The 24212-nt window shown below is 44.9% G+C and carries 29 protein-coding genes and 3 pseudogenes; 25 read left to right on the forward strand and 7 right to left on the reverse strand.

The window, feature by feature from the left end; translation table 11 throughout:
- Positions 1 to 12 precede the first annotated feature (12 nt).
- The 4 genes from rsgA (at position 13) to spoVM (ending at position 2203) form a co-directional block, all read left to right on the forward strand.
- A complete protein-coding gene (gene rsgA / locus PAV_RS16720; protein ID WP_005548275.1) occupies positions 13 to 930 on the forward strand; it encodes a ribosome small subunit-dependent GTPase A in 918 nt (305 codons plus the stop codon).
- Position 931: 1 nt separating this feature from the next.
- Positions 932 to 1609, forward strand: coding sequence for a ribulose-phosphate 3-epimerase (gene rpe / locus PAV_RS16725; RefSeq protein ID WP_005548276.1), 678 nt, complete (start codon positions 932 to 934; stop codon positions 1607 to 1609).
- Between the two features lie 54 nt (positions 1610 to 1663).
- The gene (locus PAV_RS16730) at positions 1664 to 1954 is read left to right on the forward strand and encodes a hypothetical protein (protein ID WP_005548277.1); all 291 of its coding nucleotides are present in this window, start codon (positions 1664 to 1666) and stop codon (positions 1952 to 1954) included.
- Between the two features lie 168 nt (positions 1955 to 2122).
- Positions 2123 to 2203 carry a stage V sporulation protein SpoVM gene (gene spoVM, locus PAV_RS16735; RefSeq protein WP_019424875.1) on the forward strand — a complete coding sequence of 27 codons (81 nt, stop codon included), beginning with the start codon at positions 2123 to 2125 and terminating at the stop codon, positions 2201 to 2203.
- 328 nt (positions 2204 to 2531) lie between these two features.
- On the opposite strand, the gene rpmB is transcribed toward spoVM, so the two are convergent.
- The gene (rpmB, locus tag PAV_RS16740) at positions 2532 to 2720 is read right to left on the reverse strand and encodes a 50S ribosomal protein L28 (RefSeq protein ID WP_005548278.1); all 189 of its coding nucleotides are present in this window, start codon (positions 2718 to 2720) and stop codon (positions 2532 to 2534) included.
- Positions 2721 to 2890: 170 nt separating this feature from the next.
- Here rpmB and PAV_RS16745 point away from each other — a divergent pair, with 170 nt between their 5' ends.
- The 8 genes from PAV_RS16745 to PAV_RS16780 all read left to right on the forward strand — a co-directional run bounded on the left by PAV_RS16745 (position 2891) and on the right by PAV_RS16780 (position 10668).
- Positions 2891 to 3250, forward strand: coding sequence for an Asp23/Gls24 family envelope stress response protein (locus tag PAV_RS16745; RefSeq protein WP_005548280.1), 360 nt, complete (start codon positions 2891 to 2893; stop codon positions 3248 to 3250).
- Positions 3251 to 3304: 54 nt separating this feature from the next.
- Positions 3305 to 5008, forward strand: a complete 1704-nt coding sequence (locus PAV_RS16750; protein ID WP_005548282.1) for a DAK2 domain-containing protein — start codon at positions 3305 to 3307, stop codon at positions 5006 to 5008.
- A 23-nt stretch (positions 5009 to 5031) separates the two neighbouring features.
- Positions 5032 to 5910: a DegV family protein gene (locus PAV_RS16755; protein WP_005548284.1), complete on the forward strand. Its 879-nt coding sequence runs from the start codon at positions 5032 to 5034 to the stop codon at positions 5908 to 5910.
- An 18-nt stretch (positions 5911 to 5928) separates the two neighbouring features.
- Entirely contained in the window at positions 5929 to 7977 is a 2049-nt protein-coding gene (gene recG / locus PAV_RS16760; RefSeq protein ID WP_005548286.1) for an ATP-dependent DNA helicase RecG, read from the forward strand.
- Positions 7978 to 8105: 128 nt separating this feature from the next.
- Positions 8106 to 8393: a stage VI sporulation protein F gene (locus PAV_RS16765; RefSeq protein ID WP_005548288.1), complete on the forward strand. Its 288-nt coding sequence runs from the start codon at positions 8106 to 8108 to the stop codon at positions 8391 to 8393.
- A gap of 320 nt (positions 8394 to 8713) precedes the next feature.
- Positions 8714 to 9103: a cupredoxin domain-containing protein gene (locus PAV_RS16770; protein ID WP_005548290.1), complete on the forward strand. Its 390-nt coding sequence runs from the start codon at positions 8714 to 8716 to the stop codon at positions 9101 to 9103.
- A gap of 8 nt (positions 9104 to 9111) precedes the next feature.
- Positions 9112 to 10050, forward strand: a complete 939-nt coding sequence (locus PAV_RS16775) for a helix-turn-helix transcriptional regulator (RefSeq protein WP_005548292.1) — start codon at positions 9112 to 9114, stop codon at positions 10048 to 10050.
- A 63-nt stretch (positions 10051 to 10113) separates the two neighbouring features.
- The gene (locus PAV_RS16780) at positions 10114 to 10668 is read left to right on the forward strand and encodes a DinB family protein (RefSeq protein ID WP_005548294.1); all 555 of its coding nucleotides are present in this window, start codon (positions 10114 to 10116) and stop codon (positions 10666 to 10668) included.
- Between the two features lie 92 nt (positions 10669 to 10760).
- Here PAV_RS16780 and PAV_RS16785 read toward each other — a convergent pair whose 3' ends face one another.
- Complete coding sequence (locus PAV_RS16785) at positions 10761 to 11483, reverse strand: SOS response-associated peptidase (RefSeq protein ID WP_005548296.1); 723 nt, start codon at positions 11481 to 11483, stop codon at positions 10761 to 10763.
- A 140-nt stretch (positions 11484 to 11623) separates the two neighbouring features.
- On the opposite strand from PAV_RS16785, the pseudogene PAV_RS37670 reads away from it, so the two are divergent.
- The 3 genes and pseudogenes from PAV_RS37670 to PAV_RS16795 form a co-directional block, all read left to right on the forward strand.
- Positions 11624 to 11842: pseudogene (locus PAV_RS37670) on the forward strand (Y-family DNA polymerase); the annotation flags it as partial.
- 207 nt (positions 11843 to 12049) lie between these two features.
- A complete protein-coding gene (locus PAV_RS16790) occupies positions 12050 to 12514 on the forward strand; it encodes a MarR family winged helix-turn-helix transcriptional regulator (RefSeq protein ID WP_005548298.1) in 465 nt (154 codons plus the stop codon).
- 6 nt (positions 12515 to 12520) lie between these two features.
- Positions 12521 to 13354: a DUF6544 family protein gene (locus tag PAV_RS16795; RefSeq protein WP_005548300.1), complete on the forward strand. Its 834-nt coding sequence runs from the start codon at positions 12521 to 12523 to the stop codon at positions 13352 to 13354.
- Positions 13355 to 13477: 123 nt separating this feature from the next.
- Here the strand turns inward: PAV_RS16795 and PAV_RS16800 are convergent, their stop codons facing one another.
- The gene (locus tag PAV_RS16800; RefSeq protein WP_005548302.1) at positions 13478 to 14611 is read right to left on the reverse strand and encodes a hypothetical protein; all 1134 of its coding nucleotides are present in this window, start codon (positions 14609 to 14611) and stop codon (positions 13478 to 13480) included.
- Between the two features lie 531 nt (positions 14612 to 15142).
- Here PAV_RS16800 and PAV_RS16805 point away from each other — a divergent pair.
- Together PAV_RS16805 and PAV_RS16810 are read left to right on the forward strand one after the other, a co-directional pair.
- Positions 15143 to 16410 (forward strand): annotated as a pseudogene (locus tag PAV_RS16805) (DNA polymerase IV).
- Positions 16407 to 16889 (forward strand): YhjD family protein, encoded by a 483-nt coding sequence (locus PAV_RS16810; RefSeq protein ID WP_005548304.1) that lies wholly within the window; start codon positions 16407 to 16409, stop codon positions 16887 to 16889. The pseudogene PAV_RS16805 and the gene PAV_RS16810 overlap by 4 nt, the downstream one beginning before the upstream one ends.
- Positions 16890 to 17271: 382 nt before the next feature.
- Here PAV_RS16810 and PAV_RS16815 read toward each other — a convergent pair whose 3' ends face one another.
- Positions 17272 to 17736, reverse strand: a complete 465-nt coding sequence (locus PAV_RS16815; protein WP_005548306.1) for a YhjD family protein — start codon at positions 17734 to 17736, stop codon at positions 17272 to 17274.
- 256 nt (positions 17737 to 17992) lie between these two features.
- On the opposite strand from PAV_RS16815, the gene PAV_RS16820 reads away from it, so the two are divergent.
- The 5 genes and pseudogenes from PAV_RS16820 to PAV_RS16840 all read left to right on the forward strand — a co-directional run.
- Positions 17993 to 18514 (forward strand): Crp/Fnr family transcriptional regulator, encoded by a 522-nt coding sequence (locus PAV_RS16820; protein ID WP_005548308.1) that lies wholly within the window; start codon positions 17993 to 17995, stop codon positions 18512 to 18514.
- 162 nt (positions 18515 to 18676) lie between these two features.
- The gene (locus PAV_RS16825) at positions 18677 to 19195 is read left to right on the forward strand and encodes a GNAT family N-acetyltransferase (protein WP_005548309.1); all 519 of its coding nucleotides are present in this window, start codon (positions 18677 to 18679) and stop codon (positions 19193 to 19195) included.
- 194 nt (positions 19196 to 19389) lie between these two features.
- Entirely contained in the window at positions 19390 to 19707 is a 318-nt protein-coding gene (locus PAV_RS16830; protein ID WP_005548313.1) for a spore coat associated protein CotJA, read from the forward strand.
- Between the two features lie 2 nt (positions 19708 to 19709).
- The gene (locus PAV_RS16835) at positions 19710 to 19979 is read left to right on the forward strand and encodes a spore coat protein CotJB (protein WP_005548315.1); all 270 of its coding nucleotides are present in this window, start codon (positions 19710 to 19712) and stop codon (positions 19977 to 19979) included.
- Between the two features lie 51 nt (positions 19980 to 20030).
- A pseudogene (locus PAV_RS16840) lies at positions 20031 to 20228 on the forward strand (manganese catalase family protein); the annotation flags it as partial.
- Between the two features lie 507 nt (positions 20229 to 20735).
- On the opposite strand, the gene PAV_RS35635 reads toward PAV_RS16840, so the two are convergent.
- From PAV_RS35635 to PAV_RS32450, 3 genes are read right to left on the reverse strand one after another with little or no spacing between them, the layout of a single operon-like run.
- Positions 20736 to 21134, reverse strand: a complete 399-nt coding sequence (locus tag PAV_RS35635) for a recombinase family protein (RefSeq protein WP_005548318.1) — start codon at positions 21132 to 21134, stop codon at positions 20736 to 20738.
- 41 nt (positions 21135 to 21175) lie between these two features.
- Entirely contained in the window at positions 21176 to 21832 is a 657-nt protein-coding gene (locus PAV_RS35640) for a recombinase family protein (protein ID WP_005548319.1), read from the reverse strand.
- A complete protein-coding gene (locus PAV_RS32450) occupies positions 21825 to 22478 on the reverse strand; it encodes a LexA family protein (protein ID WP_005548320.1) in 654 nt (217 codons plus the stop codon). Before PAV_RS32450 ends, PAV_RS35640 begins: the two co-directional genes overlap by 8 nt.
- 152 nt (positions 22479 to 22630) lie before the next feature.
- Between PAV_RS32450 and PAV_RS33530 the strand changes: the two genes are divergently transcribed.
- The 3 genes from PAV_RS33530 to PAV_RS16860 all read left to right on the forward strand — a co-directional run bounded on the left by PAV_RS33530 (position 22631) and on the right by PAV_RS16860 (position 24079).
- The gene (locus PAV_RS33530; protein WP_081505762.1) at positions 22631 to 22831 is read left to right on the forward strand and encodes a helix-turn-helix domain-containing protein; all 201 of its coding nucleotides are present in this window, start codon (positions 22631 to 22633) and stop codon (positions 22829 to 22831) included.
- A 140-nt stretch (positions 22832 to 22971) separates the two neighbouring features.
- A complete protein-coding gene (locus PAV_RS16855; protein WP_005548321.1) occupies positions 22972 to 23202 on the forward strand; it encodes a hypothetical protein in 231 nt (76 codons plus the stop codon).
- Positions 23203 to 23284: 82 nt separating this feature from the next.
- On the forward strand, positions 23285 to 24079 hold the full coding sequence (locus tag PAV_RS16860) for a phage regulatory protein/antirepressor Ant (RefSeq protein WP_005548322.1): 795 nt from the start codon (positions 23285 to 23287) through the stop codon (positions 24077 to 24079).
- The last annotated feature ends 133 nt before the right edge of the window (positions 24080 to 24212 follow it).

The raw sequence follows: 24212 nt of genomic DNA on the forward strand, positions 1-24212 counted from the left end.
GGAGGAACATGTATGCCAAAAGGTTTAATTGTAAAGGCGCTGAGCGGCTTCTATTATGTTCGGCCCGATGAGTCTGCAGACGAAGAGGTCGTTCAGTGCCGTGCCCGCGGCATTTTCAAGAAAAAAGGCGTATCTCCGCTAGTAGGAGATCGCGTTACCTTCTCTATGACGGATAATGGAGAAGGAACGGTGGATCAAATTGAAAAAAGGAAGACGGAGCTTATTCGTCCGCCAATTGCGAATGTAGGACTGGCAGCGCTCGTATTTTCTGTAGCGGAGCCGATATTGAACAGGCAACTGCTGGACAAGTTCCTTGTACATATCGAGCATGCGGGTCTTGATGCAGTTATTGTCCTGACGAAGTGCGATATTATCGATGGGCTGCCGGAGACGGTGCAGCAAGCTGCGCGTCAAGAGATGGAAGAGACGATTCAGCTGTATTCGAATATCGGGTACGACGTTATCTCTACCAGCGCCCGGGGCGGATATGGCTATGGTGAAGTTGAGAGCAAGCTGAATCAAGATATCAGCGTATTTGCAGGCCAGTCTGGTGTCGGCAAGTCATCGCTGCTCAATGCGATGCTGCCTGGCGTATCATTGGAAACGAACCAGATCAGTCACCGTCTCGGTCGAGGCAAGCATACGACGCGGCATGTTGAATTGCTTGCGCTGCCTCGCGGCGGATATATTGCGGATACTCCGGGATTTAGCCAGCTCGATTTTTTGGAGCTGGGCGTTGATCAGCTTGGAGATTGCTTCCGTGAGTTCAGAGCGTATGCGGACGGCTGCAAATTCCGCGGCTGCACGCATATTCATGAGCCTGGCTGTCAGGTAAAGACGGCTTTGGAGCAAGGTGATATTGCAAAATCCCGCTATGAGCACTATGTGCTATTTTTCGAGGAAATGAAAGAGAAGAAACGGAGGTACTAACATGACACAGCAGAACGACATCCGAATTGCCCCTTCCATTTTGTCTGCCGACTTTGCGAAGCTCGCGCAGGATATCCGTGACGTAGAGCAAGGCGGCGCCGACTGGATTCACATCGATGCGATGGACGGCCGCTTTGTTCCAAACTTAACGTTCGGTCCGCTCATTGTAGATGCTATCCGTCCGCATACGAAGTTGACATTGGATGCTCACCTCATGATTGTGGAGCCTGAGAAGTATGTTCCCGACTTTGCCAAGGCCGGCGCCGATGTCATTACCGTACATGCGGAAGCTTGCCCGCATCTGCATCGTGTGGTGCATCAAATTAAGGAATGCGGAGCCAAGGCCGGCATTGCTCTGAATCCAGGAACTTCGTTGTCAGCCGTTGAAGAACTGCTCAGCGATGTGGATTTGTTCCTTATTATGACGGTGAATCCAGGGTTCGGTGGACAGAAGTTTATTTCTTCGATGACCGATAAAATCAAGCGTTTGCGTATGAAGCTGAACGAACTCGGCAGACAGGATGTGCATATTGAAGTGGATGGAGGCATATCAACGGCTACAGCCGGTCTGGTTGCGGCAGCAGGAGCAGATGTGCTTGTGGCAGGAAGCGCTGTGTACGGAGCGGAGGATCGCACTGAAGCGATACGTCTCATTCGTGAAGCAGCCCAGAGAGGTTGACACGGCAACTAGATTGTGAGGAAACATCGCGAGAGGTTTGTCTGGGAGAGCGTGATGCTTCTGAGCGACAAAGGGGAGAAAAGCATGTGGGTAACGGCGCTAATGCTGACGCTGTACAGTTTTGTATGCGGATCGCTGGTAGGAATGTATGCGTTTTTGACATTTCCGGTTAACTTGGTATGCTCGGTAGGAGCGTTGTATCTCGGGTACAGGTTCTTCAAGCGGTACGAAACCAAAGGAGTACGGATTTGGTTTGTATCCTTGTCCGTATTGTTTTACTTCATCTTTTTATTCATGATGTCAGTTGTCACATATATGAAGCAAATGCCTGCGCCTGCTGTTTGAATCCTTCCGAATCGGGCTTGCTCTCCATGCATAGAGCGTATAGGGTCGGCATATAGTGGTTACATGAGCACAGATCTCATGTAACCTTTTTTTCTTATCATGACTGGTCTTTCGGACAGGTCGGCGAATGGAACTGTAGGGTAGATGAGATGACGAGGAGGGTGGAGTATGAAGTTCTATACGTTTAAGCTGCCTAAGTTCTTGGGAGGTTTCGTCAAGGCCATCTTAAATACGTTTCAAAAAAACTGACGTTCCCGGCGGCCATAATGCTGAATCCGTATTTATCATCCACCACCCGAGCGTAATCGCATTAGAGATACAGCGGGAACGGGACAACAGGCTCAGCACAAATATGAACTACGGCGGGTTCTGGCATGAAGCAGAAACGGTTGTTCCGTCCCGTTCGGAGGGCCGACCGTTCTCTGCAAGATGGCATCAATCCGTGTCATCTCATGTAATCATTGCATATATAAAAAAGGGCTCTTCATTGAACGAATAATCAATGAGGAGCCTCCATTGAGATATGAAAAAAAGCACCTGATCGCGTCGAGGTGCTTTTTGTATATCTTTCATGGGATTAGACGCGAGTCACTTTACCTGCTTTCAAAGCGCGTGTGCTCACGTAGACGCGTTTTGGTTTGCCATCTACCAAGATGCGAACCTTTTGAACGTTAACGCCCCAAGTGCGGCGGTTTTTGTTATTCGCGTGCGATACGTGATTACCGGAACCAGGTTTTTTCCCCGTTACATAACATTTGCGAGCCATGCCTTACACCTCCTTATCCCAAAACAACCCTGATACAATTAAATACTCAAATATGATATCATATTCGAAAAAGCCTCGTCAACTGAATCAAAAACTTTGTTTATTTCTGTTTTCTATTATAGTACAATGTTGATTAGTCCATAATACTCACAAAAAGGGGTGGAACAACCATGACCATTCAATTGGATACTGATCTCGGATCTGTGAATATTTCCGAAGGGGTCGTAGCAGTCATCGCCGGATCTGCGGCAATGGAATGTTATGGACTTGTGGGCATGGCCTCGCGCAAGCAGTTGAAGGACGGCATTGCAGAGCTGCTTGGTCGCGAAAATCTGACGCGTGGTGTCGAAGTGCGCCGAGAGCAAGATGCGCTACATATCGATTTATATATTATTGTAAGCTACGGAACGAAAATATCCGAAGTGGCGCACAACATTCAACAGAAAGTGAAATATGTATTGAATGATGTAGCTGGCCTGTCAGTAGAGCAAGTCAACATCTTTGTCCAAGACGTACGCGTATTAAGCTAGGAAGGGGAATATTCGTTGAATATACGTTCTTTAAATGGAACACAATTTGCCAATATGGTGCTAAGTGGTGCAGACAGTTTGAATCGCCACGCAGAGCACGTCAATTCATTAAATGTCTTTCCAGTTCCTGATGGGGACACGGGGACGAACATGAATTTGACGATGACAGCAGGCGTAACTGAGTTGAAAGCGAAGATGTCTGCATCAATTGCCAAATCGGCAGAAGTTTTGTCCAAAGGATTGCTAATGGGTGCCCGGGGTAACTCGGGTGTTATTTTGTCTCAATTGTTCCGTGGCTTTGGCCGTGGAGTCGCTGGTCTGGATGAGGTAAACTCCGTTCAGTTCGCTCATGCGATGCAAAGCGGTGTTGATACTGCTTATAAGGCTGTCGTCAAGCCGGTTGAAGGAACGATATTGACAGTTGCGAAGGAAACGGCTAAGCACGCTGTTCAAATCGCTCGCCGTACTCCAGATTTGACGGAGTTTATGCGGGAGGTAGTAGCGAAGTCCAAGGAAGCACTGGCGAAGACACCGGATATGCTGCCTGTACTGAAGCAGGTAGGCGTTGTTGACTCTGGTGGACAAGGCCTTGTATATATTTATGAAGGATTCCTGAGTGTTCTGGAGTCGGCTGACGGCACGTTCCATGAGACGGCTGCACCTACGACAGTTCATACACCATCCGCAGTGCCAGCACCGAATTTGCATACTTCTGCTCAAGCGAAGCTGCATACGGAAGATATTGAATTCTTGTACGATATGGAGTTCTTCATTGATCGTACGCGCGGTGCATCAAAGCCGTTCGACGAAGACAATTTCAGGAAAGCGCTTGCCAAAAATGGGGATTCGATCATTTTGATTCCAGATGATGAAATCATTAAGGTTCATGTCCATTCCCGCAAGCCAGGCGAAGTATTTGATCTCGCGATGGAATATGGCGAGCTGACACAAATGCACATTTTGAATATGCGTGAGCAGCACCGTGAAATCATACATGGGGAACACGGAGATGTATCCGCTATGCCAGAGATATTCGCGGAAATTCCTGTGCAGGAAATGACAATTGAGGCAACTCCAATTGAACCTCCAGCTGAAGAACTCGCTCCTTATGGCTTCATCGCAGTAGCGATGGGCGATGGGATTCGTGACATTTTCAGCAGCCTTGGCGTAGATGTTGTGTTGTCTGGCGGACAGACAATGAATCCGAGCACACAGGATTTCATTGATGCCATTGAATCGATTTCGGCGCAGCACATTTTCATTCTGCCGAACAATTCCAACATCGTTATGGCTGCGAAGCAGGCTGCGGAGATTGTGGAGCGTGATGTGACGGTTCTCATCAGCAAGACGATTCCGCAAGGAATTGCAGCTGCATTTGCTTTCCAAGAGGACGAAAGCTTAGAAGTGAACCGTTCAGCTATGGAGGATGCTATTGCTCATATTACATCCGGTCAAGTTACGTACGCGGTGCGTGATACGACATTGGACGGTCTGGAGATTAAGGCTGGACACTACATGGGTATTGTCAATGGCAAAATCGTAACAACGACTGAATCGGTTACAGATACCTTGCAGCAGTTGGTAACGAAGATGATGGAGAACAACGGGGAAGTCGTTACGCTTCTTACTGGGGAGGAAGCAAAGGACGAGGATACGGAAGCGCTTGTGGCATGGCTTGGCGAACATTATCCAAATGCTGAGGTAGAAGTGCATCAAGGCGGACAGCCGATCTATTCCTATATCATTTCCGTAGAGTAGGACAATGTGGAGGGGGATTCTGTATGAGTCATATTCGTATCGTAACGGACAGTACAGCGGATATTCCGCAGGATGTGCGTGAACGCTACGGGATCGAGATGGTACCGCTCAAGGTGCATTTTGGCCAAGAGATGTTCAAGGATGCTGTAACGATCAATGCAGAACAGTTCTATAAGAAGCTGGTGCAGGCTGATAAGCTTCCTACAACATCTCAGCCTTCGCCTGTCGAGTTTTTGGATGTATACAAACGATTGAATACAGAATCGGACACCCAAGTTATTTCAATACATTTGTCCTCAGCGCTTAGCGGAACGTATCAATCCGCAGTCCTTGCCAAGAGCATGCTTGAGGAAGAGGCGGATATTACGATTGTCGATTCGAAGTCAGCTTCCTATGGGTTTGGACTGATTGTAGTTGAGGCGGCACGCATGGCTGAAGCAGGGCATTCCAAGGAAGAGATTTTGGCTATGATCGAGCGTTATCAAACAGAGCGCTCTTTATACTTTTTAGTAGATTCATTGGAATTTTTGCATAAGGGAGGGCGTATCGGCAAAGCTGCTGCTATGTTCGGGACGCTGCTTAACATTAAGCCTATCCTATCTGTGGATGGTGCGGGTGAAGTGTATGCGTTGGACAAGGTTCGCGGGCATAAGCGGGCTGTTGCGCGCATTGTTGAACTGCTGGAGCAGGATCATGCAGATCATCCGGTCCATGTCGTGATGGGATATACAAGTGACCAATCCGCAACAGATGACTTGACGGAAGCGATTAAGCAGCGCTTCGATATCCGCTCTTTTTCATACACGGCTATCGGCGCTGTCATCGGAACCCATGTTGGTACGGGCGTAGGCGCTGTGTTCATGTGGCCAGCAGATACGGATTCCGTCGAATCTGTGCAATAGGGTAAGTGTGGTGCAATTATGATTGAACTTAAACAATGTCCGGTAACGATGATTAAAGGCGTGAGCGCTTCGAAACAACAAGAGCTTCACGCCTTTGGCATCTCTACCGTTGCTGATTTACTTGATTATTTTCCATACCGTTACGATGATTTTCATTTGCGCTCGCTTAGCGAACTAAAGGATGGAGAGAAAGTAACCGTCGAAGGACGGGTAATGAGCGCTCCCGTTCTGCAGCGCTTCGGACGCAAGTCTCGCTTGTCCTGCAAAGTGATGGTAGAGGATTGGCTAATTACAGCAACATGGTTCAACCGCCATTATTTGCGCGAACAGCTTACGCAAGGGCGGGAGATTGTATTGACCGGGAAATGGGATCAGCGCCGACTGCAGATGACGGTGTCGACATCTGAATTCTCGGATCGTGGAGAAGGTCGGAAAAACACCCTGCAGCCCGTGTACTCAGTCGGTGGCAAGATTACGCAGGCATGGATGCGCAAAACGATTACGCAAGCGCTTCAACAGTTCGGCGAAGCAATTCCTGAGCTGATGCCGCCGGAATTGATGCGGCGCTATCGACTGATGCCGCGCAAGCAGGCTGTGAGGGCGATGCATATGCCGCAGGATGCAGAGGAAGGCAAGCAGGCGCGAAGACGAATGGTCTACGAGGAATTGCTGCTGTTCCAGCTGAAACTGCACGTATTCCGTGCGGTTACCCGCGAGCGTGCTGACGGGGTTGTTCATGAGGTTGGCAATGCGACGATTCGCGAATTCGTCCGCAGTCTTCCCTTCGAGCTGACAGATGGTCAGAAGAAGGCTGTAACTGATATTTTGCACGATATGAGGGCTCCTACCTGTATGAATCGGCTGCTGCAGGGAGATGTCGGCTCCGGTAAGACGGTTGTGGCCGCTGTTGCCTTGTATGCTACTGTACGTGCAGGCTACCAGGGGGCTCTTATGGTGCCTACGGAAATATTGGCAGAGCAGCATATGCGATCCTTGACGAAGCTGTTCGAGCCGCACGGCATTGAGGTCGGGCTGCTGACAGGAAGCTTGTCCGGACGGAAGCGCAAAGATTTGCTCGCATCGCTGCAGATGGGCATGGTCGACATTATGGTCGGGACACATGCGCTCATTCAGGATGACGTGCATTACCGGAAACTTGGTCTTGTTGTTACGGATGAACAGCATCGGTTCGGTGTCAACCAGCGCAGCATATTGCGCCGCAAGGGGATGAACCCAGACGTGCTGCTCATGACCGCGACGCCAATCCCTCGTACGCTGGCGATTACCGCTTTTGGCGATATGGATGTGTCCTCTATTCGTGAGCGGCCTGCTGGGCGCAAGGCGATTAAGTCGTACTGGGTGAAGCATGATATGCTCGACCGTGTCCTTGGCTTTATCCGCCGCGAGGTGGATGCTGGACGACAGGCTTATATCATCTGCCCGCTCATCGAGGAATCGGACAAGCTGGATGTACAGAATGCAATCGATGTACATGTACAGATGCAACAGGCGTTTCCAGATTTGAAGGTTGGGCTGCTGCATGGACGCATGACGCCTTCAGAAAAGGATGAGGTCATGCGCACGTTCAGTACGGGAGACACCCATGTACTTGTCTCGACGACGGTGATTGAGGTTGGTGTTGACGTACCGAATGCAACGCTTATGATCGTTATGGATGCGGAGCGCTTCGGCTTGTCGCAGCTCCACCAGTTGCGTGGACGTGTTGGACGAGGCGAGCATCAGTCCTACTGCGTGCTGATCGCGGATCCAAAGTCGGAGATTGGACAAGAGCGTATGCGCATTATGACGGAAACGGATGACGGCTTCGAGCTGTCCGAACGTGATTTGGAGCTCCGTGGTCCTGGCGACTTTTTCGGAACGAAGCAGAGCGGTATGCCTGACTTTAAGGTGGCAGATATGTCAAGTGACTTTGCCGTACTGGAGCAGGCGCGAGATGATGCAGCGGAGCTTATCCGCTCTGAGGCGTATTGGACATCACTAGAATATGCGTCGCTCCGGGATGCTGCCCAGCAGGAGCAGTTGTTCCAAGGGGAACTTCTGGACTAACGTTGACTGCTTTCAGCAGCATTCAGGCAGTTCGGATGAAATCGGGCGGATAGTAGACAAGCGGGTAAGCATATATTGGAACAGGTTCCCATGTTTTCTACGGGATATGTTCTGGAGGTGCTGTCCGTATGAGTTATGTGAAATATGGTATTAGTCCACAGCTCGTGGAGCGAATAAAGCTGAAGTTGAAAAATCCAGCAACGAAAGATCGCGTAAAAAAGGCTGTCGAGGGCCTTACCAAGGCGGATCTTCAAAATCGCGCCACGATCAAGCGTCTCATGAAACAAATTGCGAAAGCGCTGAATGAGCCGCTCACGAGCCAGCAGGAGGAGCAGTTCACCGATTTCATTCTTGCGCAAAAAATCGATCCGAACAATACGTTCCATTTATTGAAGCTGTGGGGGATGTTCCGCTAATATTAGCTATGCCTTAGGGTGCCTAGGTATGCTAAATACACGAGGAAGTCCAGTTCTCTTGGGAGAGCTGGGCTTTTTGCGTGTTCGCGCGGGAAATAGGGCGGCTCGTATAGTTTTAGTTCGATTCCCGACATTATAGGCCTAGATATACCTTCTTATTTCCTGCTTTTTTCAACAATATGGATCACGATTGAGGTCGCATTGTTGACGAATTCGGAACAATTTTCAATTTTTACGATCCAAGTACTCAAAATATGCTTAGATAGTAATAAAGGTTAGCATTCATTCTTTCATTATCTAATACATGGAGGCGAATCAACATGAAGAAGATTAAAATAGGTACAGCGTTATTGGCTGCCATGCTGCTGGCTGTATCACTCGCTGGCTGCGGTTCAGGCAAGGGAACTGGTGCAGAATCAGGGACAGCTGCGTCCTCGGATGGGGCAAGCACGGTAACGATTAATGCAACGAATTATAAATTTGAGCCTGGAACGATCAAGGTTAAGAAAGGCGACAAGGTAAAGCTGACACTCAATAATAAGCAGGGCCTACACGGCTTAAAGCTGGATGGTTACAATGTAGAATTGCAGCAGGATGGCGCAAGCGCGGAATTCACCGCAGATAAGGCTGGTACATTTGAATTTCAATGCTCGATTATGTGCGGTTCAGGCCATGATGGTATGAAGGGCGAACTCGTTGTAGAAGAGTAGCGTCAGCGATGAATAAGACGGATCGGATGATGGCGATTGTGCTGGAACTGCAGCGCAGAGGGACAATGCGAGCAGAGGATCTGGCGTCTGTTTTTGAAACGAGTGTGCGTACGATTTATCGTGATATTCAGGCGCTTAGTGAGGCAGGAGTTGCAATCATCGGAGCGCCTGGCCAGGGCTATTCGCTGATGGAAGGCTACTTCCTGCCGCCTGTTCATTTTACGCCGGAAGAGGCGGAGTCGCTTCTGCTTGGGGTAGATTACATCGAGCGGCAGTTCGGCAGAACCCATGATGCCACGATTCAGTCCATTCGGCGCAAGCTTATTTCTGTTATGCCAGCGTCCGTGCAGCAGGATGCGGATCGGATGCGCTCCTCCTTGAAAATGATTGCTGATGAAGCGCATACAGAAGGGCTGGCCGTGCTTCGTCGTGCTGTTCTGGAGGAGCGGAGGGTATGCTTCCGATATGTGAAGCCAGTTCGCGGGGAAGACGGCGAGAGAGAGCATGTTCGAAAGGTCGATCCTTATGGCATTGTGCATGTCAAAGGAAACTGGGCGATGGTTGCATATTGCCATCTCAGGCAAGAGCTGAGGCATTTTAGACTTAGCCGCATCAAGGAGTTGGAACTACTGGACGAACCATTTGTCCGTCCTTCAGACTTTTGCTTGCAATCCTATACGCCTTCCGATGATCGTTCGATGATCGTTCGTGTTCTTCTGCGCGCTGCGGCAGCCGACAAGGTCAAGGAGCAGGGCTATTATTACGTGGAAGTTATGGAGGATCACCCGGAAGGGGCACTTGTGACGCTGCGGGTACGACGACCTGAGGAGGTGCTTGGCTGGATTATGGGCTGGGGCACATTAGCGGAGGTACTGGAGCCGGAATCGCTGGCAGAGCTCGTTTATCTCGAGGCAAAAAAAATAGTGCAGCAATATAAACGCTACTGACATACTGTTGTCAGTAGCGTTTGCGTATAGTTGGGGTATATTCGTTTGAAGGGAGTTTTACTTATGACCAATATGAACCCACGTCAATCGCTGCTGCGTGTAGAGGAATCCGTAAAGCAGATTGTGCAAGAGCTCGAACGCTACAGCATGGAGCAGATTACACATAAGCCTAGCGAAGAGGAATGGTCGCTTGGGCAAGTATATATGCATTTGATCCGTTCCGCTCTCTACATGCAGCTTCGTCAGATCGAGGTATGCCGTGACATGATTGTAGATGGCGGCAGCCAGCAGGAGAAGTCTGAACAAGGGGAGCTTGTCTTTGCTGCGGGAAGCATTCCTCCCATTCGGATAAAGGTGCCGGCATCGCCGGAATATACGCCGCCACAGCCTGCAAGCAAGGAAGAAATCGTGAAAGGGATGCAGGCCGTATTGCAGCGAATGGAGGAGCTTGCGTCAGCTGTTGCATCGATTCCGGAACAGAACAAGACGATGCATCCGGGATTCGGCTACTTGAGTGCGAAGGAATGGTATATGCTCGTGGATATGCATTTCCGTCATCATATGCTGCAGCGTGAGCGTCTAGCGGAATTTCTTCAGGAGACCGAGTCAGCCATGTAATTGTTTAGGACGCCTAGCGTTCGCTTCGCAGCTGTATTAAATAATCTTGGGTGCGAGATATGGCGAACCGTGATAGGTTGTCATCGTTCAAATCATGTAGGGGAGACGCTGTCGTGCGTCTCTCCTTTTTGCTCCTGTAAGCTTGCACGTTCAATGCAGGATGGGTCATCCACTCGTGTGTTCCCTACCTTGGCACTGACAGGGTAAGCTTCCATCAGCTCCGACGGATATGGAAGGAGTACAGACTGGAGCTTCCCCGTGTCAGTCATGCGGCGATCCAGCCAGAATGACAGCTGCTCCTCAGGCAAAATAACAGGCATTCGATCATGGATTGGCTCCATCAGTTCATTCGGTGTCGTGGTAATGATTGTACATGTACTAACCTTGTCTCCATTGGCATTCACCCACGTGTCATACAAGCCTGCCATATTGAATATGCCGCCTTCTGTCCGTCTAATGCGCATTGGCTGCTTGGTTCCGTCCGGATTGCGCTTCCACTCGTAGAAGCTGTCTGCGGGTATGATGCACCGTTTTCGCTGGAAGGGGAGCCGAAAGGCAGGTTTGTCCCGTAATGTTTCAGCACGCGCATTAATCGTGCGCCCAGCGAATTTCTCATCCTTTGCCCAAGAAGGAATGAGCCCCCACTTGAGCGGTCCAAGCCGAAGCTTCGCACCATCATGAATAAGCGCCGGAACCTGCTGGCTTGGCGCGATATTATAGCGTGGCTCATGAAAGGGCACGAGAGCACCTGGGTCGAGCAAGTAATGTGCCATTAGCTGTTCAATGGTAACGGTTAATGTATATCGGCCACACATATTCCTGTACTCCTTCCTTTTCAGGTCTATCCTATAGTGAGTTTATCATATCACAATCGCCTGCCTTCCGCGTGAAGTGGAGAGGCATACCATTCTATATTGGCCAGCATTCGACGCTGTTAGAATGGAATTTTCAAAATATCCCTGCGGCCTGTCCAATAGTGAAAAAGCATGGTATCACAACAGCGGAGCGGCTGGGCGAGGCGATAGGAAAATGCCTGGATCTCATTGTTGTTCAGCCCCACATGGAGGGTACATTCGCGTATCGCTGCAAATTACGGAAATATTTCAGCGATATACGGATTTGGTGAGCCGTACAGTATTGTGATGAACAGCATCTGGATGTGACGGGGAGTTTGTAACTCTTCGGTAAACCGCTGAAGCTTGCGCATCTGCAGCGAAACAACACTGTCCGATGACTGATGATAGAGGGAAGTTCTAGGTGTCATATTGGAAGTTACTGTAGATTCTCTCGTTTTCATCAACAAGTTTGACAAAAGGTAACTAGTTACATATAATACATGTAACTAGTTACCTTTATTTTGAAAGATCGGAGGTATTTAATATTGAATGACATAGAGAAAAAGGCTTACATCTTTGGTGGTATTCTTACATTAGCCAACCGATTACAGGCTCTTGGTGACAAATTGGATGAGAATGTAACGCTTAAGCAGTGGTTGTTGATAGCTGTCATTTTAAAGTCGGGACGATCATCTCCGACAATAAGTGAAGTGGCTAAATTGGTTGGGAATTCTAGGCAAAACGTTAAGAAAATGGCCGGTTTACTTGAGAAACAGGGCTTCGTTTCCCTAATAAAAGATGATCAAGACGCTAGAATCTTTAGAATTCACCTTACACCCGAATGTTTCACTTATTTCCAGGCTCGAAGCGAAAAAGAGATGCAGTTTCTGAATGCTCTGTTTGACGCACTTGATGAAAATTTGACCAATGGGTTGTATGAAGGAGTCATTCATTTAGCTAACAATGTAAACAGAATGGAGAATGCTCATGAAGTCGAGGAAAAGGGGTAAAAAACAATGTGGATAATCGTTTCGATCTTTGGCATTATCATAATCGGTATCATTGTATTTTTTAATGTGCCTTATTCCAAAACCAATACAGAGTTTATTCAATCCGCAACAGAACAAATCAATATTTCTAATGTCATTAATGATATCTTTACATTCGATGATATTAAAGAATTGCCGTATCCGGTAAGGAAATATTTTGAATATAGTGGATACATCGGCATTCCTAAAATGTCTTATATGAAGGTAGCCTTTAAAGAAGTTAATTTTATTATGTCACCCGACAAGCCACCATTAAAAATCGACTACACTCAATATAACTTTGTACGCGAGCCTATAAGATTTGCCTATATTGACACGTCAATGTATGGAATACCATTTCAAGGGTTCGATTCTTATATTGATGGTGAAGGTAGTATGAAAGGAGTTCTGGCTAAAGTCATTACGCTGTTTAATCACAAAGGTAAAGAAATGAATAAAGCTTGTCTAGTAACCTTTCTTTCAGAATCTCTTATCATGCCTAATGCTGCTTTACAGCATTATATGACCTGGGAGACAGTTGATGATACCCATGCAAAAGCGACGATATCGTACAATGATATATCAGCAAGCGGGATATTTACTTTCAGTGAGAATGGGGAGCTTCTTTCTTTTACAACAGAAGATAGATCCGTTATATCTACCGATGGAACAATTCAGCAAGTAAGATGGTCGGCTATATTTAAGGACTACAAGACAATTGGCGGTATCAAACAACCAACCCAACTTCAGGCTGTTTGGAATTACGATCATGGAGATCTTATTTATTTTGACGGTGCTTGTTTTACTGTTGAATATGAATAGAAATAGGTGTTTCTTTATTCATCCTTATATTGATGGGATTTAATGACTTTGACCCGTTACATGCTAAAGCACCCACATATGTGAGTGCTTTTTATTACTCTCAGTTATACTAAAAATGAGATATCAGATTAGTTCTTTCGCCTGAAGTTTAGCTAATTGTTCATGAGTTATATAACGTGGAAGATCGTTACTTGGATCGAAATTTTCCTCGTCAATAAACACAACAAAATGATCAGTAACAGGTAAGACTTTATCCCACTTCCTTCTATTTAGTCTATAGGCAACTTCCTGCCATATAGCTAATCCTTCTCCCCACCAATTATGATGTTGCAATGTAGAATAGGTAGGTTCATCAGAAACATTAGAATGTAGCTCCCAATAGTTCATTAACAGAGAAAATTTCCGAATTAAATCCTCATTTTCAAGCCCTTCGTCATAGTCTGAATGGTATCCTATATACCAAAGTGTTTCTAGATCTTCTCCATTAGCTAGTTGTTCTTCACGAATATAGTCCATCCCAGCAATAAACGTTGGATTAACTACGGCTTGAGTTTCTTGATGTAGCCAAATTGCTAAAAAACAAAGCTTACTTTCACCTATACACTTACCTAAACGTTGTAAAGCCGCTTCACATTCGCTATATAGTTCTTCAATGACAGTACTACGTAATGAGGTTGCTTCCTCTACCGACATTTCCAGGTAAATGATTTCTTCGTCATCTAATTTTGTGATTTTCTTAAGCTCACCTGTCTCTTTATATTCCAAGCTATATGTAGTAATATTTTTAGGTTCATATTTTTCTAATTCAATGGTAGTTAATTGGTTTCCTGAGTAGCGATAGTATTCTTTAAAAGACCATATATGCCATAAGTCAATACCATTTCGTACAACGAATTCTGTGTACTCGATAGGACGTCCTTCTTCAAGAATAATCACCTCAATGGAATTCACCCTACCATCCAAAAATGTTCGGTTTATGATACGATCACCACTCCTTTCAATACACTCTTCCCAATGTCCTACTTTCATATAAATCAACTGATTATTGCAATCAAATCCGTAATTAAACCCATCGCTATTACTAGTAGGTATCCCTTTTGGTTCAATGTTACGCTCAAACCAATATGGTGCTAGATGATAATATGAGGAACCTTCATAATACTCCCAACGTGTAACCCGCGATCTTGCCTCTTGCAAATAAGTATCTTTATTCTTTAAAGCATCATCACAAAGATCGCTAAATACCTGTTTGTTCATGTGTGTCTCTCCCAAAAGTTGATAATATTATTAGTCTTTACTAACAGAGTAGCTCCAAGATGTTCGAACCCGCAAATAAAGTAAAGCATTACTCTTCTTGCTCACTCCCTTAGACCAATATCCTTAACGTAGTCTTAATGCTTGAGGTTTAGATTGGCTGTTCTTGTATGAAGTTTGCATCAACTACTTCATTCATTATACGGGACATAATATTACTATGAAATAATTACGCCCACATTGCCATATGCTCCTGCTCTTCCTGTTGCTCTGCTCTTCAATGTCTGCAAACAGCACCTTTACCTTTATCTAGTAAATTGGCTTTGTGTTTTGCCTTGCATGCTGTAGTTGACCATATGCATCGTCATCATCGATTCAAAAGCCACAATGTATTTCGATAACTAAGGGTGAGGTCTTCATAGATCCAAAAAATTCATTTGTATAGGGAATATATGTTCGGTATATAATGAGAATATACGTTCTCGTTTTGCGATTGTGCATGTAACATGATTTATAAATATTGGAGGGCTTTATGTGAGTCAAAGAAGGGAAAGGGTAGTATTTTTGGCCGATTGCGAAAGCTTTTATGCAAGTGTAGAAAAAGCAGATCATCCAGAATATAAAAATAAAGCAGTAGCAGTAGCTGGTGACCCTACACGTCGTTCAGGGATTATTCTGGCCGCGTGCCCGATTGCGAAAAGTTTTGGCGTGACGACAGCCGAACGGTTAGGTGAAGCCCTTAAGAAATGCCCGGATCTCGTCATTATGCGTCCTCGTATGCAGCATTACATCGATGTTTCTTTGATGATTACTCAGATTTATGAGGAGTTTACGGATTTAGTTGAAGTGTTTAGTATTGACGAACAATTTTTAGATGTGACGGCGAGCCAATCAATTTTCGGGGATCCGATTACCATTGCAAAGGAAATCCAAAAACGAGTAATGCTCCAGACAGGAGTGCGGATTCGAATAGGAATCAGTACTAATAAAATATTAGCTAAAACTGCAACAGACATCTGGGCAAAAAAAATAAAAGCGGTATTTTTACCTTGCATCCATCTGATGTTCCCGTCGTGCTGTGGAAAGAACCTGTTCATAAAATGTTCGGTGTTGGATCCCGGATGTGCAGGCATTTTGCGAAATTAGGGATAGTTACGATTGGGGACATTGCGAGAACTCCATTGCCACAGCTTAAGGATAAATTTCGAGCTCGTTTCGGCAAGCAGTCGGATATTCATGCCGAGGTGATGTGGCGAACGGCGAACGGGTTGGATGATAGTCTGGTGACACCAGGGACATTTCAAACTCCTCCAAAATCTATTGGTCATATGATGACTTTGCCCCGAGATTATACGGATTCTGCAGAGATCGATACAATATTGTTGGAGTTGACGGAGGAAGTCTGCCGAGATTGTCGGACGAAAGGGTATATGGGCTGGGTTACAACCGTAAGCTGTATGTGCAGTCCGTACGATGCTCCTACAGGATTCTCACGCCAGATGAAAATGCCAGACCCGACGAATAATACAAATAAAGTATTTGAGATGGTAAAGAGAATTTTTTATCAATATTGGGATCGGATGCCCGTACGTCGTGTGGGTGTTATGTTAAGCACATTGGAAGATGACCAGCATTATCAACTAACGCTTTTTGAAGATCAAGAGAGAGCTAGGGCGCTGGATAAGGTGACTGATACGATAAAGGATCGATATGGAAATGCGGCAATTATCAGAGCTTCTTCCCTTACCCACGCAGGTCAAGCACTAGAGAGATCCCTGAAAATCGGGGGGCATTATAAATGAGAAAAAAACTCGAGAAGAATGGTCTTTGGGAGTCCAGCCGGATGATGTTGCCGCAACATCGGGAAGCTTTGTTGAGTAGGCATCGTGACGCGCTAAGTGGGACATCAAACCAGCCAAAGAGAGAAGATATTGAATTAATGCGCGATTATATTCTACTTTCGGTAATGTATAAAATGGTAACTAAAAAAATTCACGAAATGGGGGTATCCTCTGAGACGTTAAAATCCCTTTATACCAAGGCAGCTCAAATCCTCGCGAATAATATTTCTGCCGACCTGTCCAAAAGAAGACAAGAAATGTTGAAAAAAGAAATTCGTATTGTAGATGAAGAGAAGCACGATAGTACAATGATACTGCATTATACTTACCATGGCTATGAGGATAGTTTTATTATAACAAAAGAGTACATGAGGATGGAAATAAGCAGAAGGCTAGCTCGATACACGGACAGACTTATCACAAAATTAAGTAACTTATAAAGGTCAAAATAGTAAGTCATTAATAAGTCTAAGCCTGCTTCGCGAGCTTGCGGTTAAATAGCTTTTCTGTAGTTTAGTTAACAACCATTATTCCTAAATCGTAAAAAATGAATGAAAGATAACAGATCAGCAGAACAGGATGCTCAGGCTGGCTCAAGCTTCAGAACATTATGGAATGTGGATAAAGGTAGAGGATATTATAAGTGCGGTGCTGAAATAGAGAATTGGAAATAGCAAATAAGAAATAAGAAATAAGAAATTGGAGCTGGGCAATAAGAGAGAAGATATGAAATCCCCCTTGGCAAGCATCAGAGGAGCAGAACGCTCTGGTGCTGGCTAAGGGGTGTTTTTCTAAGAGAGGGATAAAATGATGAAATGAAGCTTATATACCTAACTGTGGGCTTGTAGAAGCACTGTTGTTGCTGCTTAAACTTGCTGCTTTTGTGCTCAAATTCGAGGTTTGGGCGGCAGCAATGTGCAAGTAAGCCTGCATCTGTTTTTTCACCTCAGCCCGAATCAAGCCGCGTAGCATGTAGAATGAATGCTGATAGCCTCTACATACATACTGGACCCGAATTCCGTGCTCTAGCCGTTCTTCCTCGTACACTTTAATGCCGCGGCTGCGAAATTGCTTGCGAAGGTGGAACAAATCGCGAGAAGCGTTGTCTTGCGCTTGTCGCAGAAATTGAGCATAGATGTCGGCCATTTTCAGATTAGAGGCCCCTATGCGTCCAATGTCCCGCTCCAGCACATCCAAAATGAGTGTTTGAATAATATATTGCTTGACAGTAAGGGCATCCTCTCCGCTATGCGGTGGAGCGCCGTTCGATGCGAATGGTGTACCCATGCACGCTCTTCCTCCTTGTATGCCATACATTTTGTGTACGCCAAATGCATTGACCTCATGCCATAAGAAGCATGGATGTATATAGAAAAAAGGGAACCTGCGTTCGTATTATATTCATAATACCGAACAAATATTCGTATATCAAGGGGCATACGTAGTCAAAAGTATGGAAAATCGGTACAATAAGGACGACATCTCAACGAATACAGCAGCATTCGCACACAGAGCGGGAAATAAGATAAGGAGGTAGTCGGGGATGAGAATGACACTGCATCGGGGAGAGGTATTGTTTAGACAAGGAGATCCCGGAACATATTTGTACCGCATCATAAGCGGGCTATGTAAAGTAACACGCTTGCATGAGAATGGCAATATTATTTTATTCAACCTCATATATACGGGCGAAATTGTCCCTCATCATTCGTTGATTTCACCGAAGGAATGCCATGGCACAGCAACCGCGATGGTGAAGACAGAAGTAGAACGAATTCCTGCTGAGGAGTGGTATGAAGGATTACGGCGGCAACCAGACAAGGCGCTGGACATCGCGAGGCTGCTTCAGGATAAGCTGCGCTTCATGCAGCAGCGCATAGATCATTTAACCATTGGAACCCCAAGTGAACGATTGCAGCTGCTGACAGCTTGGTTACGCAGTTATACAGAGCAAATGCCTATTACCGAATTATTGACGCAAGAGGAAATCGGTCAATTTATCGGTGTTAGGCGGGAAACGGTGAATCGGCTTCTGCGTCAAGGTCACGGCGGAGAGGATGGCTGATGAGCGTGGAAGAATAAGAGAATAGGTTCTCTGGCATGTAGCGGGTTGGCATGAGAGACGGCGTATAAATTACGAATTCGATATGGAGGTTTTGTTTGGAGATGAAATATCCTTTAATAGGATAATCATTCGTATTTTACATTCATAATGGAGGATAACGTTTTGCTTGAAACGAACCGCTGTATACTTAGCACATTGGACACTGAAGATTATGAAGGTGTCAAAAAATTGTATGTCAATGAAGAGGTGCGGAAATATCTTGGAGGGGCATGGAAAGAGGAGGAGGCGATCAAAGGCAGCTTCAACCGAATGCTTGCTTCGCAGGAAGGAACATCGTTCTGGATGATTCGAGAAAAGCAAACGAATGCATGTATCGGGTTAATTTCTCTGGATCTTCATCATGACGGTGAAAGTACGGAGGTTTCTTATGAACTGCTGCCTGAATGGTGGGGCTCTGGATACGCGACAGAAACTGTTACAGCCGTGATTGAGCATGCCTTCCACGTGTTGGGGCTGCCCGAGGTAGTAGCCGAAACACAGGCAGCAAACAAGGCTTCCCGCAGGCTGCTTGAACGAGTCGGCATGAGCTTTCGGAGCACTGTGCAGCGGTTTGGGGAACCGCAAACAATATACGGGATCACAAATCCGATAGGAGCAATCACTGGGAATGCAAGACGATAGAATCCGAACTTCTTTTTCTTTGTATAAAAATAAGACTTTGACACATATCCCGCAGCTCCTCAAGCCAAGGTGCACAGAAAATTCAAATCTGTCACACCTTGGCTTTAATTATGTACATGGGACATTCCTATTCTTTCATACAAGTAAGAGATCGAGAAATGCGAACATGAAAGCAAGGAGGCGCAAAGAGTGTCATGGAACACGAATTACAGCGAAATTTAGCTTCAAGAGAGTTGCCGCCGGTTGAACAGCAAGCGAGGAACAGTTGTTGTCCAACGGAACAGGCAATCCCGCAAGATCGTGTATACGTCCCGTTCCGAAGCCCATGTGATCCTTGTCCACCACTGCCTTATTCGGTATATGTCGTTCCCATTAACCAATTTATTACGTTTCAGCCGCCCAACCTTCCGCAGTTCCCGCCAGAACAGGCGTTGCGCTGTGGAACCTTATGGCCTGCTCTATACAGTCCATATCATTCCCGCAGAACGCAGCGAGGGGAGGGGGAACTTTGACGATGAGTGTACATCCCTTTCAAACCGAAGAATATCGCAGAAGCTTGGAGCAGCTGCAAGTAATTGATTTTGTACTGTTGGAATTAAATTTATACTTGGACACTCATCCAGGAGATTTACAGGCTATTCAGCAATTCAATTATTACGTAACGGAACGGATGAAGGTCGCCCATCATTTTCAGGAGCAATACGGGCCATTAATGAACTATGGACATTCTTATTCTGGTTGTCCGTGGACATGGGCTACAACACCATGGCCTTGGCAAATTTAACTGTAGGCAAGAGACTGCTGAGAAACTTGGTGAATGGGAGGGGACGCGGAGTTGTGGATCTATGAGAAAAAGCTGCAATATCCAGTACGCGTTAGCAAGTGTGATCCTCGTATGGGGAAGCTGTTAATGGAGCAGTACGGGGGGGCGGATGGAGAGTTGGCGGCAGCGCTGCGCTATTTAAATCAGCGTTATACGATTCCTGATAAAGTGATCGGGCTGTTGACAGACATCGGCACGGAGGAATTCGCGCCATCATGTTATCAGTGATGACGCGGCAATACTGGGTGCAATTCGAGTTCGAAGTCATCTGGCTTATTGTGCCATCTCCCACCGCGCTCTTTTAAATAAACGACTTTGTTCAGAACAGACAAAAGTAAATCATTTCGAAGTTCTGGTTTGTCTGTAGTAAAGTAGGTATCGATCACATATTGAACTTTAGGTATGATTTGTTGTTTAGCCTCTTTGTATTTGGAATCTTGTTCAATATCGCGCTTAACAACAATGATCGAATTATTTATGTCGCCTATTTTTCTTTTAACTTTTGCACTCTATCCATATATTTTTCAACTGTGTATATCCCTTGTTCAAGCAAGTCATCTAAATTGTCTAGTTGGGTTGTGACAGTTTCCAATTCTTTTTCGAGCTTAGTTAATGCTGATCTTTTAACTGTTGTTGTGTCTACTCGCTTTTCTTCGACTGGCCTAATGCTGTCCCATTGTGCCTTATAAGATGATAGCCACTGTTTCAGACCTTCAATTATTTTTCTTCAACTAGATATAAGAATGAACTTTTGTTACCGCATCGTGGTAATTGACACATTAATGTATCTGGATAGTCACCTGGATGTGGTCTTCGAACCATCTTCCTTCCACACTTGGCACATACAACCAGTCCACTTAATGGGTTTTTGATTACATATTTATCAGGGACAGGCTTTGCTGGATTCTTACTTAGTATTTCTTGCGCCATAAACCATGTTTCCTTAGAGATGATAGCTTCATGTCTACCTTTATAGAGCTCCATATTTTCTATACTTGCGCGCGGTCTAGACTTTGATATGATCCCGTCTTTTCTTTTTTTCACAATCCGCCTAGACCCCCACTTAATCATTCCGTAATATACGGGGTTACGCAATATAGCGGATATTGTAGGCACTGTCCATGGACCTCCAGAAATAGTAGGAATCTTTAATAAGTTTAGTTTTTTGCGATATTACCCGTACCAATTCGGTGATATATCCCATTTTTATCCGGTTCGCCATAACAATAAAGATCAAATATCAGTTTAACAATTTCAGACCGTTCATTCTTTTCAAGTGTATAACCCTTCTCGTTTATAAGTTTTACTCTATCATATCCATAAGGGGCCTTGTTACCAACATATTTCCCCTCTTTAACAGACGAAATTCTACCATTCTGCAAACGTCTATTAATTGTCTTGAATTCCCGCCTAGACATAAATAAACCGAATTCGAAGTACTCTTCGTCAAACTCATTATTAGGATCGTAAGTTTTCGTTGGTGTAATGATCTTTGTACCGGAATATTTGAATGTCTGTGCCACAATGCCTTGATCAACTGTATCTCCACGAGCTAGTCGCTCAACTTCTACTACAAGGACTCCAGTCCAAACACCTTGTTCCACATCACGTAAGAGATCTTGAACAACTTCTCTTTCTATGATTGTCTCGCCTGATACTATTTCCTTATACTCTTTTGAAATATGTATGTTTAATCGTTTGGCCAGATCAAATAAAATCCGTCTGTGACGTTCAAGTGTTTCGCCTTCTCCTCGAGCCTCAGCTTCTATATCTGATCTCGATTTCCGCAAATAAAGACAATATGTATCATTCATTATATCCCTCCTCAGGAATGTGGAAGTGCCCCATGTACAATCCGCATACTCTTATATCGCTAGGCAATACTTCTAACGTTTCATAATCTTTATTCTCTGGTTCAAGATGAATATAAGGCGAACTCTGACTCCAACGCATTCGTTTTAATGAACCTTCCTCGCCACCTACGATCACAGCTACAATTTGTCCGTTATATTCGGCCCAATTAGCTTTCTTCAAGTAGACGATGTCATTATGATGGATTCCTGCGTTCATCATCGAATTCCCTTGTACACGTAAAGCAAAGTCTGGTATGGATTTTTTGTGGAAAGGATACATTATGTACTCTTCAATTAGTTCGTCTGCAATTATACCGTTACCAGCACAGATTGAACCGATAAGAGGGATAAGGTTACTTTGAGTGATGATGGATTTTTTATTTTCTAATTCAGGGTTGTCTGTCTTCAACAATAAATATGCAGTTGTTGTATGTAAAATATCAGCAATAGTAGAAAGAGTATCGCTTGGCGGAATGCTTTTATCTCTTTCATAACTAGAAATGTTCGCAGGACTCATTTCAAGAGATGAGGCTAGTTGTTCCTGGGTCATTTTGTTTTTAACCCTTAGGTGACGAATACGTTTACCAATTGAATCAAGGTTGTCCATTTAAGACACTCCGTTCACAACAAATTTAGGACAAAATAAATTTGTGTAAATAGTAGTTGCACAAATTATATTTGAGTTGTATAATGGACGACAAGGAGGTGAAATGATAAGATGCCCATCAAAAAAGCACAGACAGAGTTTATCTCAAGCAGTTGAGGGAAGCTAAAGGGACTCAACGTTTGGTAGCAGGTGACCTTAAAATAACTGAATCTCATTTGCGGGGGATAGAGAGTGGCAGCTCCTATCCTAGTACAAAGTTGTTGTTTAGGATTTCGAATTATTTAGGCGCGTCTGTTTATGAATTGTTTCCTGAGTTAAATGAACCGTCTTTTTATAGTTCTGACTCAAATTAAATTTGCATTATATTGTATTATGTCCTATGAATCAAATTATATACAATAAATTTCGGTTGCGCAACTACTATTTGCGGTTTTATTTGGTATGCGCATTAAAAATATCCAAATATCAAATTAAATTGAGTAGCGGAGGTAAGATGAGTGTACAAGCAATAAAGCATACACATGGTTACAGGGGTGATGTACCTGTGGCAGATGAGAGGATTAAGAAAGGCAATGTTGTGGAGACATACTACTCAGGCAATACGGTGATTAAGATTTGTGATGATTACATTGTCACATCGGAAGAAGAAATACAAAAAGTATTGCGGAATTATCATTTAGCCGGCTGGGCAATTATTCTTAGTAATCAAGCAAAAGTCACATGAGAGCCGCAAGGCTTTCATAAGTAGACAAGCCTAGACAACTTTCATTCTAGCAGAAAGGAAAATATATGAAAGGAGAAAGGATATGAATCAATTACAAGAATTTAATCGCTCCACAATCAGTAGTGTTGAAATCGCAGGAATGATGAAAATCAGCCATTGGGAAGTTTTGAGAAAGCTAGATGGAACGGAAAAGGTGAAGGGTATCATCCAAACTTTTACTGACAACAAAATTGTGGTGAGTGATTATTTCATTGAATCAAGCTACAAAGATGCATCTGGAAAGGTAAACAAGTGTTACGAGCTTACAAAGATGGGCTGCGAGTTTCTTGCAAATAAGTTCACTGGAGAAAAAGGGATTCTGTTCACAGCAATGTATGTCAAACGCTTTAACGAAATGGAGCGTAATGCAAACCAACCATCATATGCAATAGAAGATCCTATTTTTAGGGCGCAACGATGGATTGAAGAACAGAAAGAAAAGAAGGCACTAGAAACCAAGTCGCTTATGCTGGAGCAGCGAATCGCAGAGTATGAACCAAAGATAAGCTACCTTGACCGCATATTACAGTCTAAAGGCACTGTGACGATTACGCAGATTGCCAAGGACTACGGAATGAGCGGACAGGCACTGAATTTAATCCTTCACGAAGAGAAGGTGCAATACAAGCAAAATAAGCAATGGCTTCTTTACCGCGAGCATCATAGTGAGGGATATACCAAGTCGGAAACGATTGATATCACACGGAGCAATGGCGATCCAGATGTAACAATGAACACGCGATGGACTCAAAAGGGACGGTTGTTCATTCATAAGATATTGGAACGCCGGGGAATTGTTCCTATGATGGATCGCGAGCCAAGTAGAAAAGCCAATTAAGAAAGGGGATATGAACATGGATGCTTTAGGGAAACCTACCCGCCGAATGTTTTATGTAGTAATTGCTGGTCTGACATTGTCCATAACTTTCAATGTTTGGGTCAATATCGAAAAAAACAAGCTCAACCAGCAA

The organism is Paenibacillus alvei DSM 29 (genome assembly GCF_000293805.1).
In the GTDB taxonomy this organism is placed as follows: domain Bacteria; phylum Bacillota; class Bacilli; order Paenibacillales; family Paenibacillaceae; genus Paenibacillus_B; species Paenibacillus_B alvei.

Coding starts and splice junctions, on each gene's coding strand:
- PAV_RS16855 (WP_005548321.1), top strand. CDS start 22,972: ATGAGTGTACAAGCAATAAAGCATACACATGGTTACAGGGGTGATGTA.
- PAV_RS16770 (WP_005548290.1), top strand. CDS start 8,714: ATGAAGAAGATTAAAATAGGTACAGCGTTATTGGCTGCCATGCTGCTG.
- PAV_RS16730 (WP_005548277.1), top strand. CDS start 1,664: ATGCTTCTGAGCGACAAAGGGGAGAAAAGCATGTGGGTAACGGCGCTA.
- PAV_RS16775 (WP_005548292.1), top strand. CDS start 9,112: ATGAATAAGACGGATCGGATGATGGCGATTGTGCTGGAACTGCAGCGC.
- PAV_RS16860 (WP_005548322.1), top strand. CDS start 23,285: ATGAATCAATTACAAGAATTTAATCGCTCCACAATCAGTAGTGTTGAA.
- PAV_RS16800 (WP_005548302.1), bottom strand. CDS start 14,611: ATGAACAAACAGGTATTTAGCGATCTTTGTGATGATGCTTTAAAGAAT.
- PAV_RS16815 (WP_005548306.1), bottom strand. CDS start 17,736: ATGGGTACACCATTCGCATCGAACGGCGCTCCACCGCATAGCGGAGAG.
- PAV_RS16830 (WP_005548313.1), top strand. CDS start 19,390: ATGGAACACGAATTACAGCGAAATTTAGCTTCAAGAGAGTTGCCGCCG.
- PAV_RS16755 (WP_005548284.1), top strand. CDS start 5,032: ATGAGTCATATTCGTATCGTAACGGACAGTACAGCGGATATTCCGCAG.
- PAV_RS16795 (WP_005548300.1), top strand. CDS start 12,521: ATGTGGATAATCGTTTCGATCTTTGGCATTATCATAATCGGTATCATT.
- PAV_RS16785 (WP_005548296.1), bottom strand. CDS start 11,483: ATGTGTGGCCGATATACATTAACCGTTACCATTGAACAGCTAATGGCA.
- PAV_RS32450 (WP_005548320.1), bottom strand. CDS start 22,478: ATGGACAACCTTGATTCAATTGGTAAACGTATTCGTCACCTAAGGGTT.
- PAV_RS35640 (WP_005548319.1), bottom strand. CDS start 21,832: ATGAATGATACATATTGTCTTTATTTGCGGAAATCGAGATCAGATATA.
- PAV_RS16780 (WP_005548294.1), top strand. CDS start 10,114: ATGACCAATATGAACCCACGTCAATCGCTGCTGCGTGTAGAGGAATCC.
- PAV_RS16810 (WP_005548304.1), top strand. CDS start 16,407: ATGAGAAAAAAACTCGAGAAGAATGGTCTTTGGGAGTCCAGCCGGATG.
- PAV_RS16745 (WP_005548280.1), top strand. CDS start 2,891: ATGACCATTCAATTGGATACTGATCTCGGATCTGTGAATATTTCCGAA.
- rpmB (WP_005548278.1), bottom strand. CDS start 2,720: ATGGCTCGCAAATGTTATGTAACGGGGAAAAAACCTGGTTCCGGTAAT.
- rpe (WP_005548276.1), top strand. CDS start 932: ATGACACAGCAGAACGACATCCGAATTGCCCCTTCCATTTTGTCTGCC.
- PAV_RS16750 (WP_005548282.1), top strand. CDS start 3,305: ATGGTGCTAAGTGGTGCAGACAGTTTGAATCGCCACGCAGAGCACGTC.
- PAV_RS16820 (WP_005548308.1), top strand. CDS start 17,993: ATGAGAATGACACTGCATCGGGGAGAGGTATTGTTTAGACAAGGAGAT.
- rsgA (WP_005548275.1), top strand. CDS start 13: ATGCCAAAAGGTTTAATTGTAAAGGCGCTGAGCGGCTTCTATTATGTT.
- recG (WP_005548286.1), top strand. CDS start 5,929: ATGATTGAACTTAAACAATGTCCGGTAACGATGATTAAAGGCGTGAGC.
- PAV_RS16835 (WP_005548315.1), top strand. CDS start 19,710: ATGAGTGTACATCCCTTTCAAACCGAAGAATATCGCAGAAGCTTGGAG.
- spoVM (WP_019424875.1), top strand. CDS start 2,123: ATGAAGTTCTATACGTTTAAGCTGCCTAAGTTCTTGGGAGGTTTCGTC.
- PAV_RS16765 (WP_005548288.1), top strand. CDS start 8,106: ATGAGTTATGTGAAATATGGTATTAGTCCACAGCTCGTGGAGCGAATA.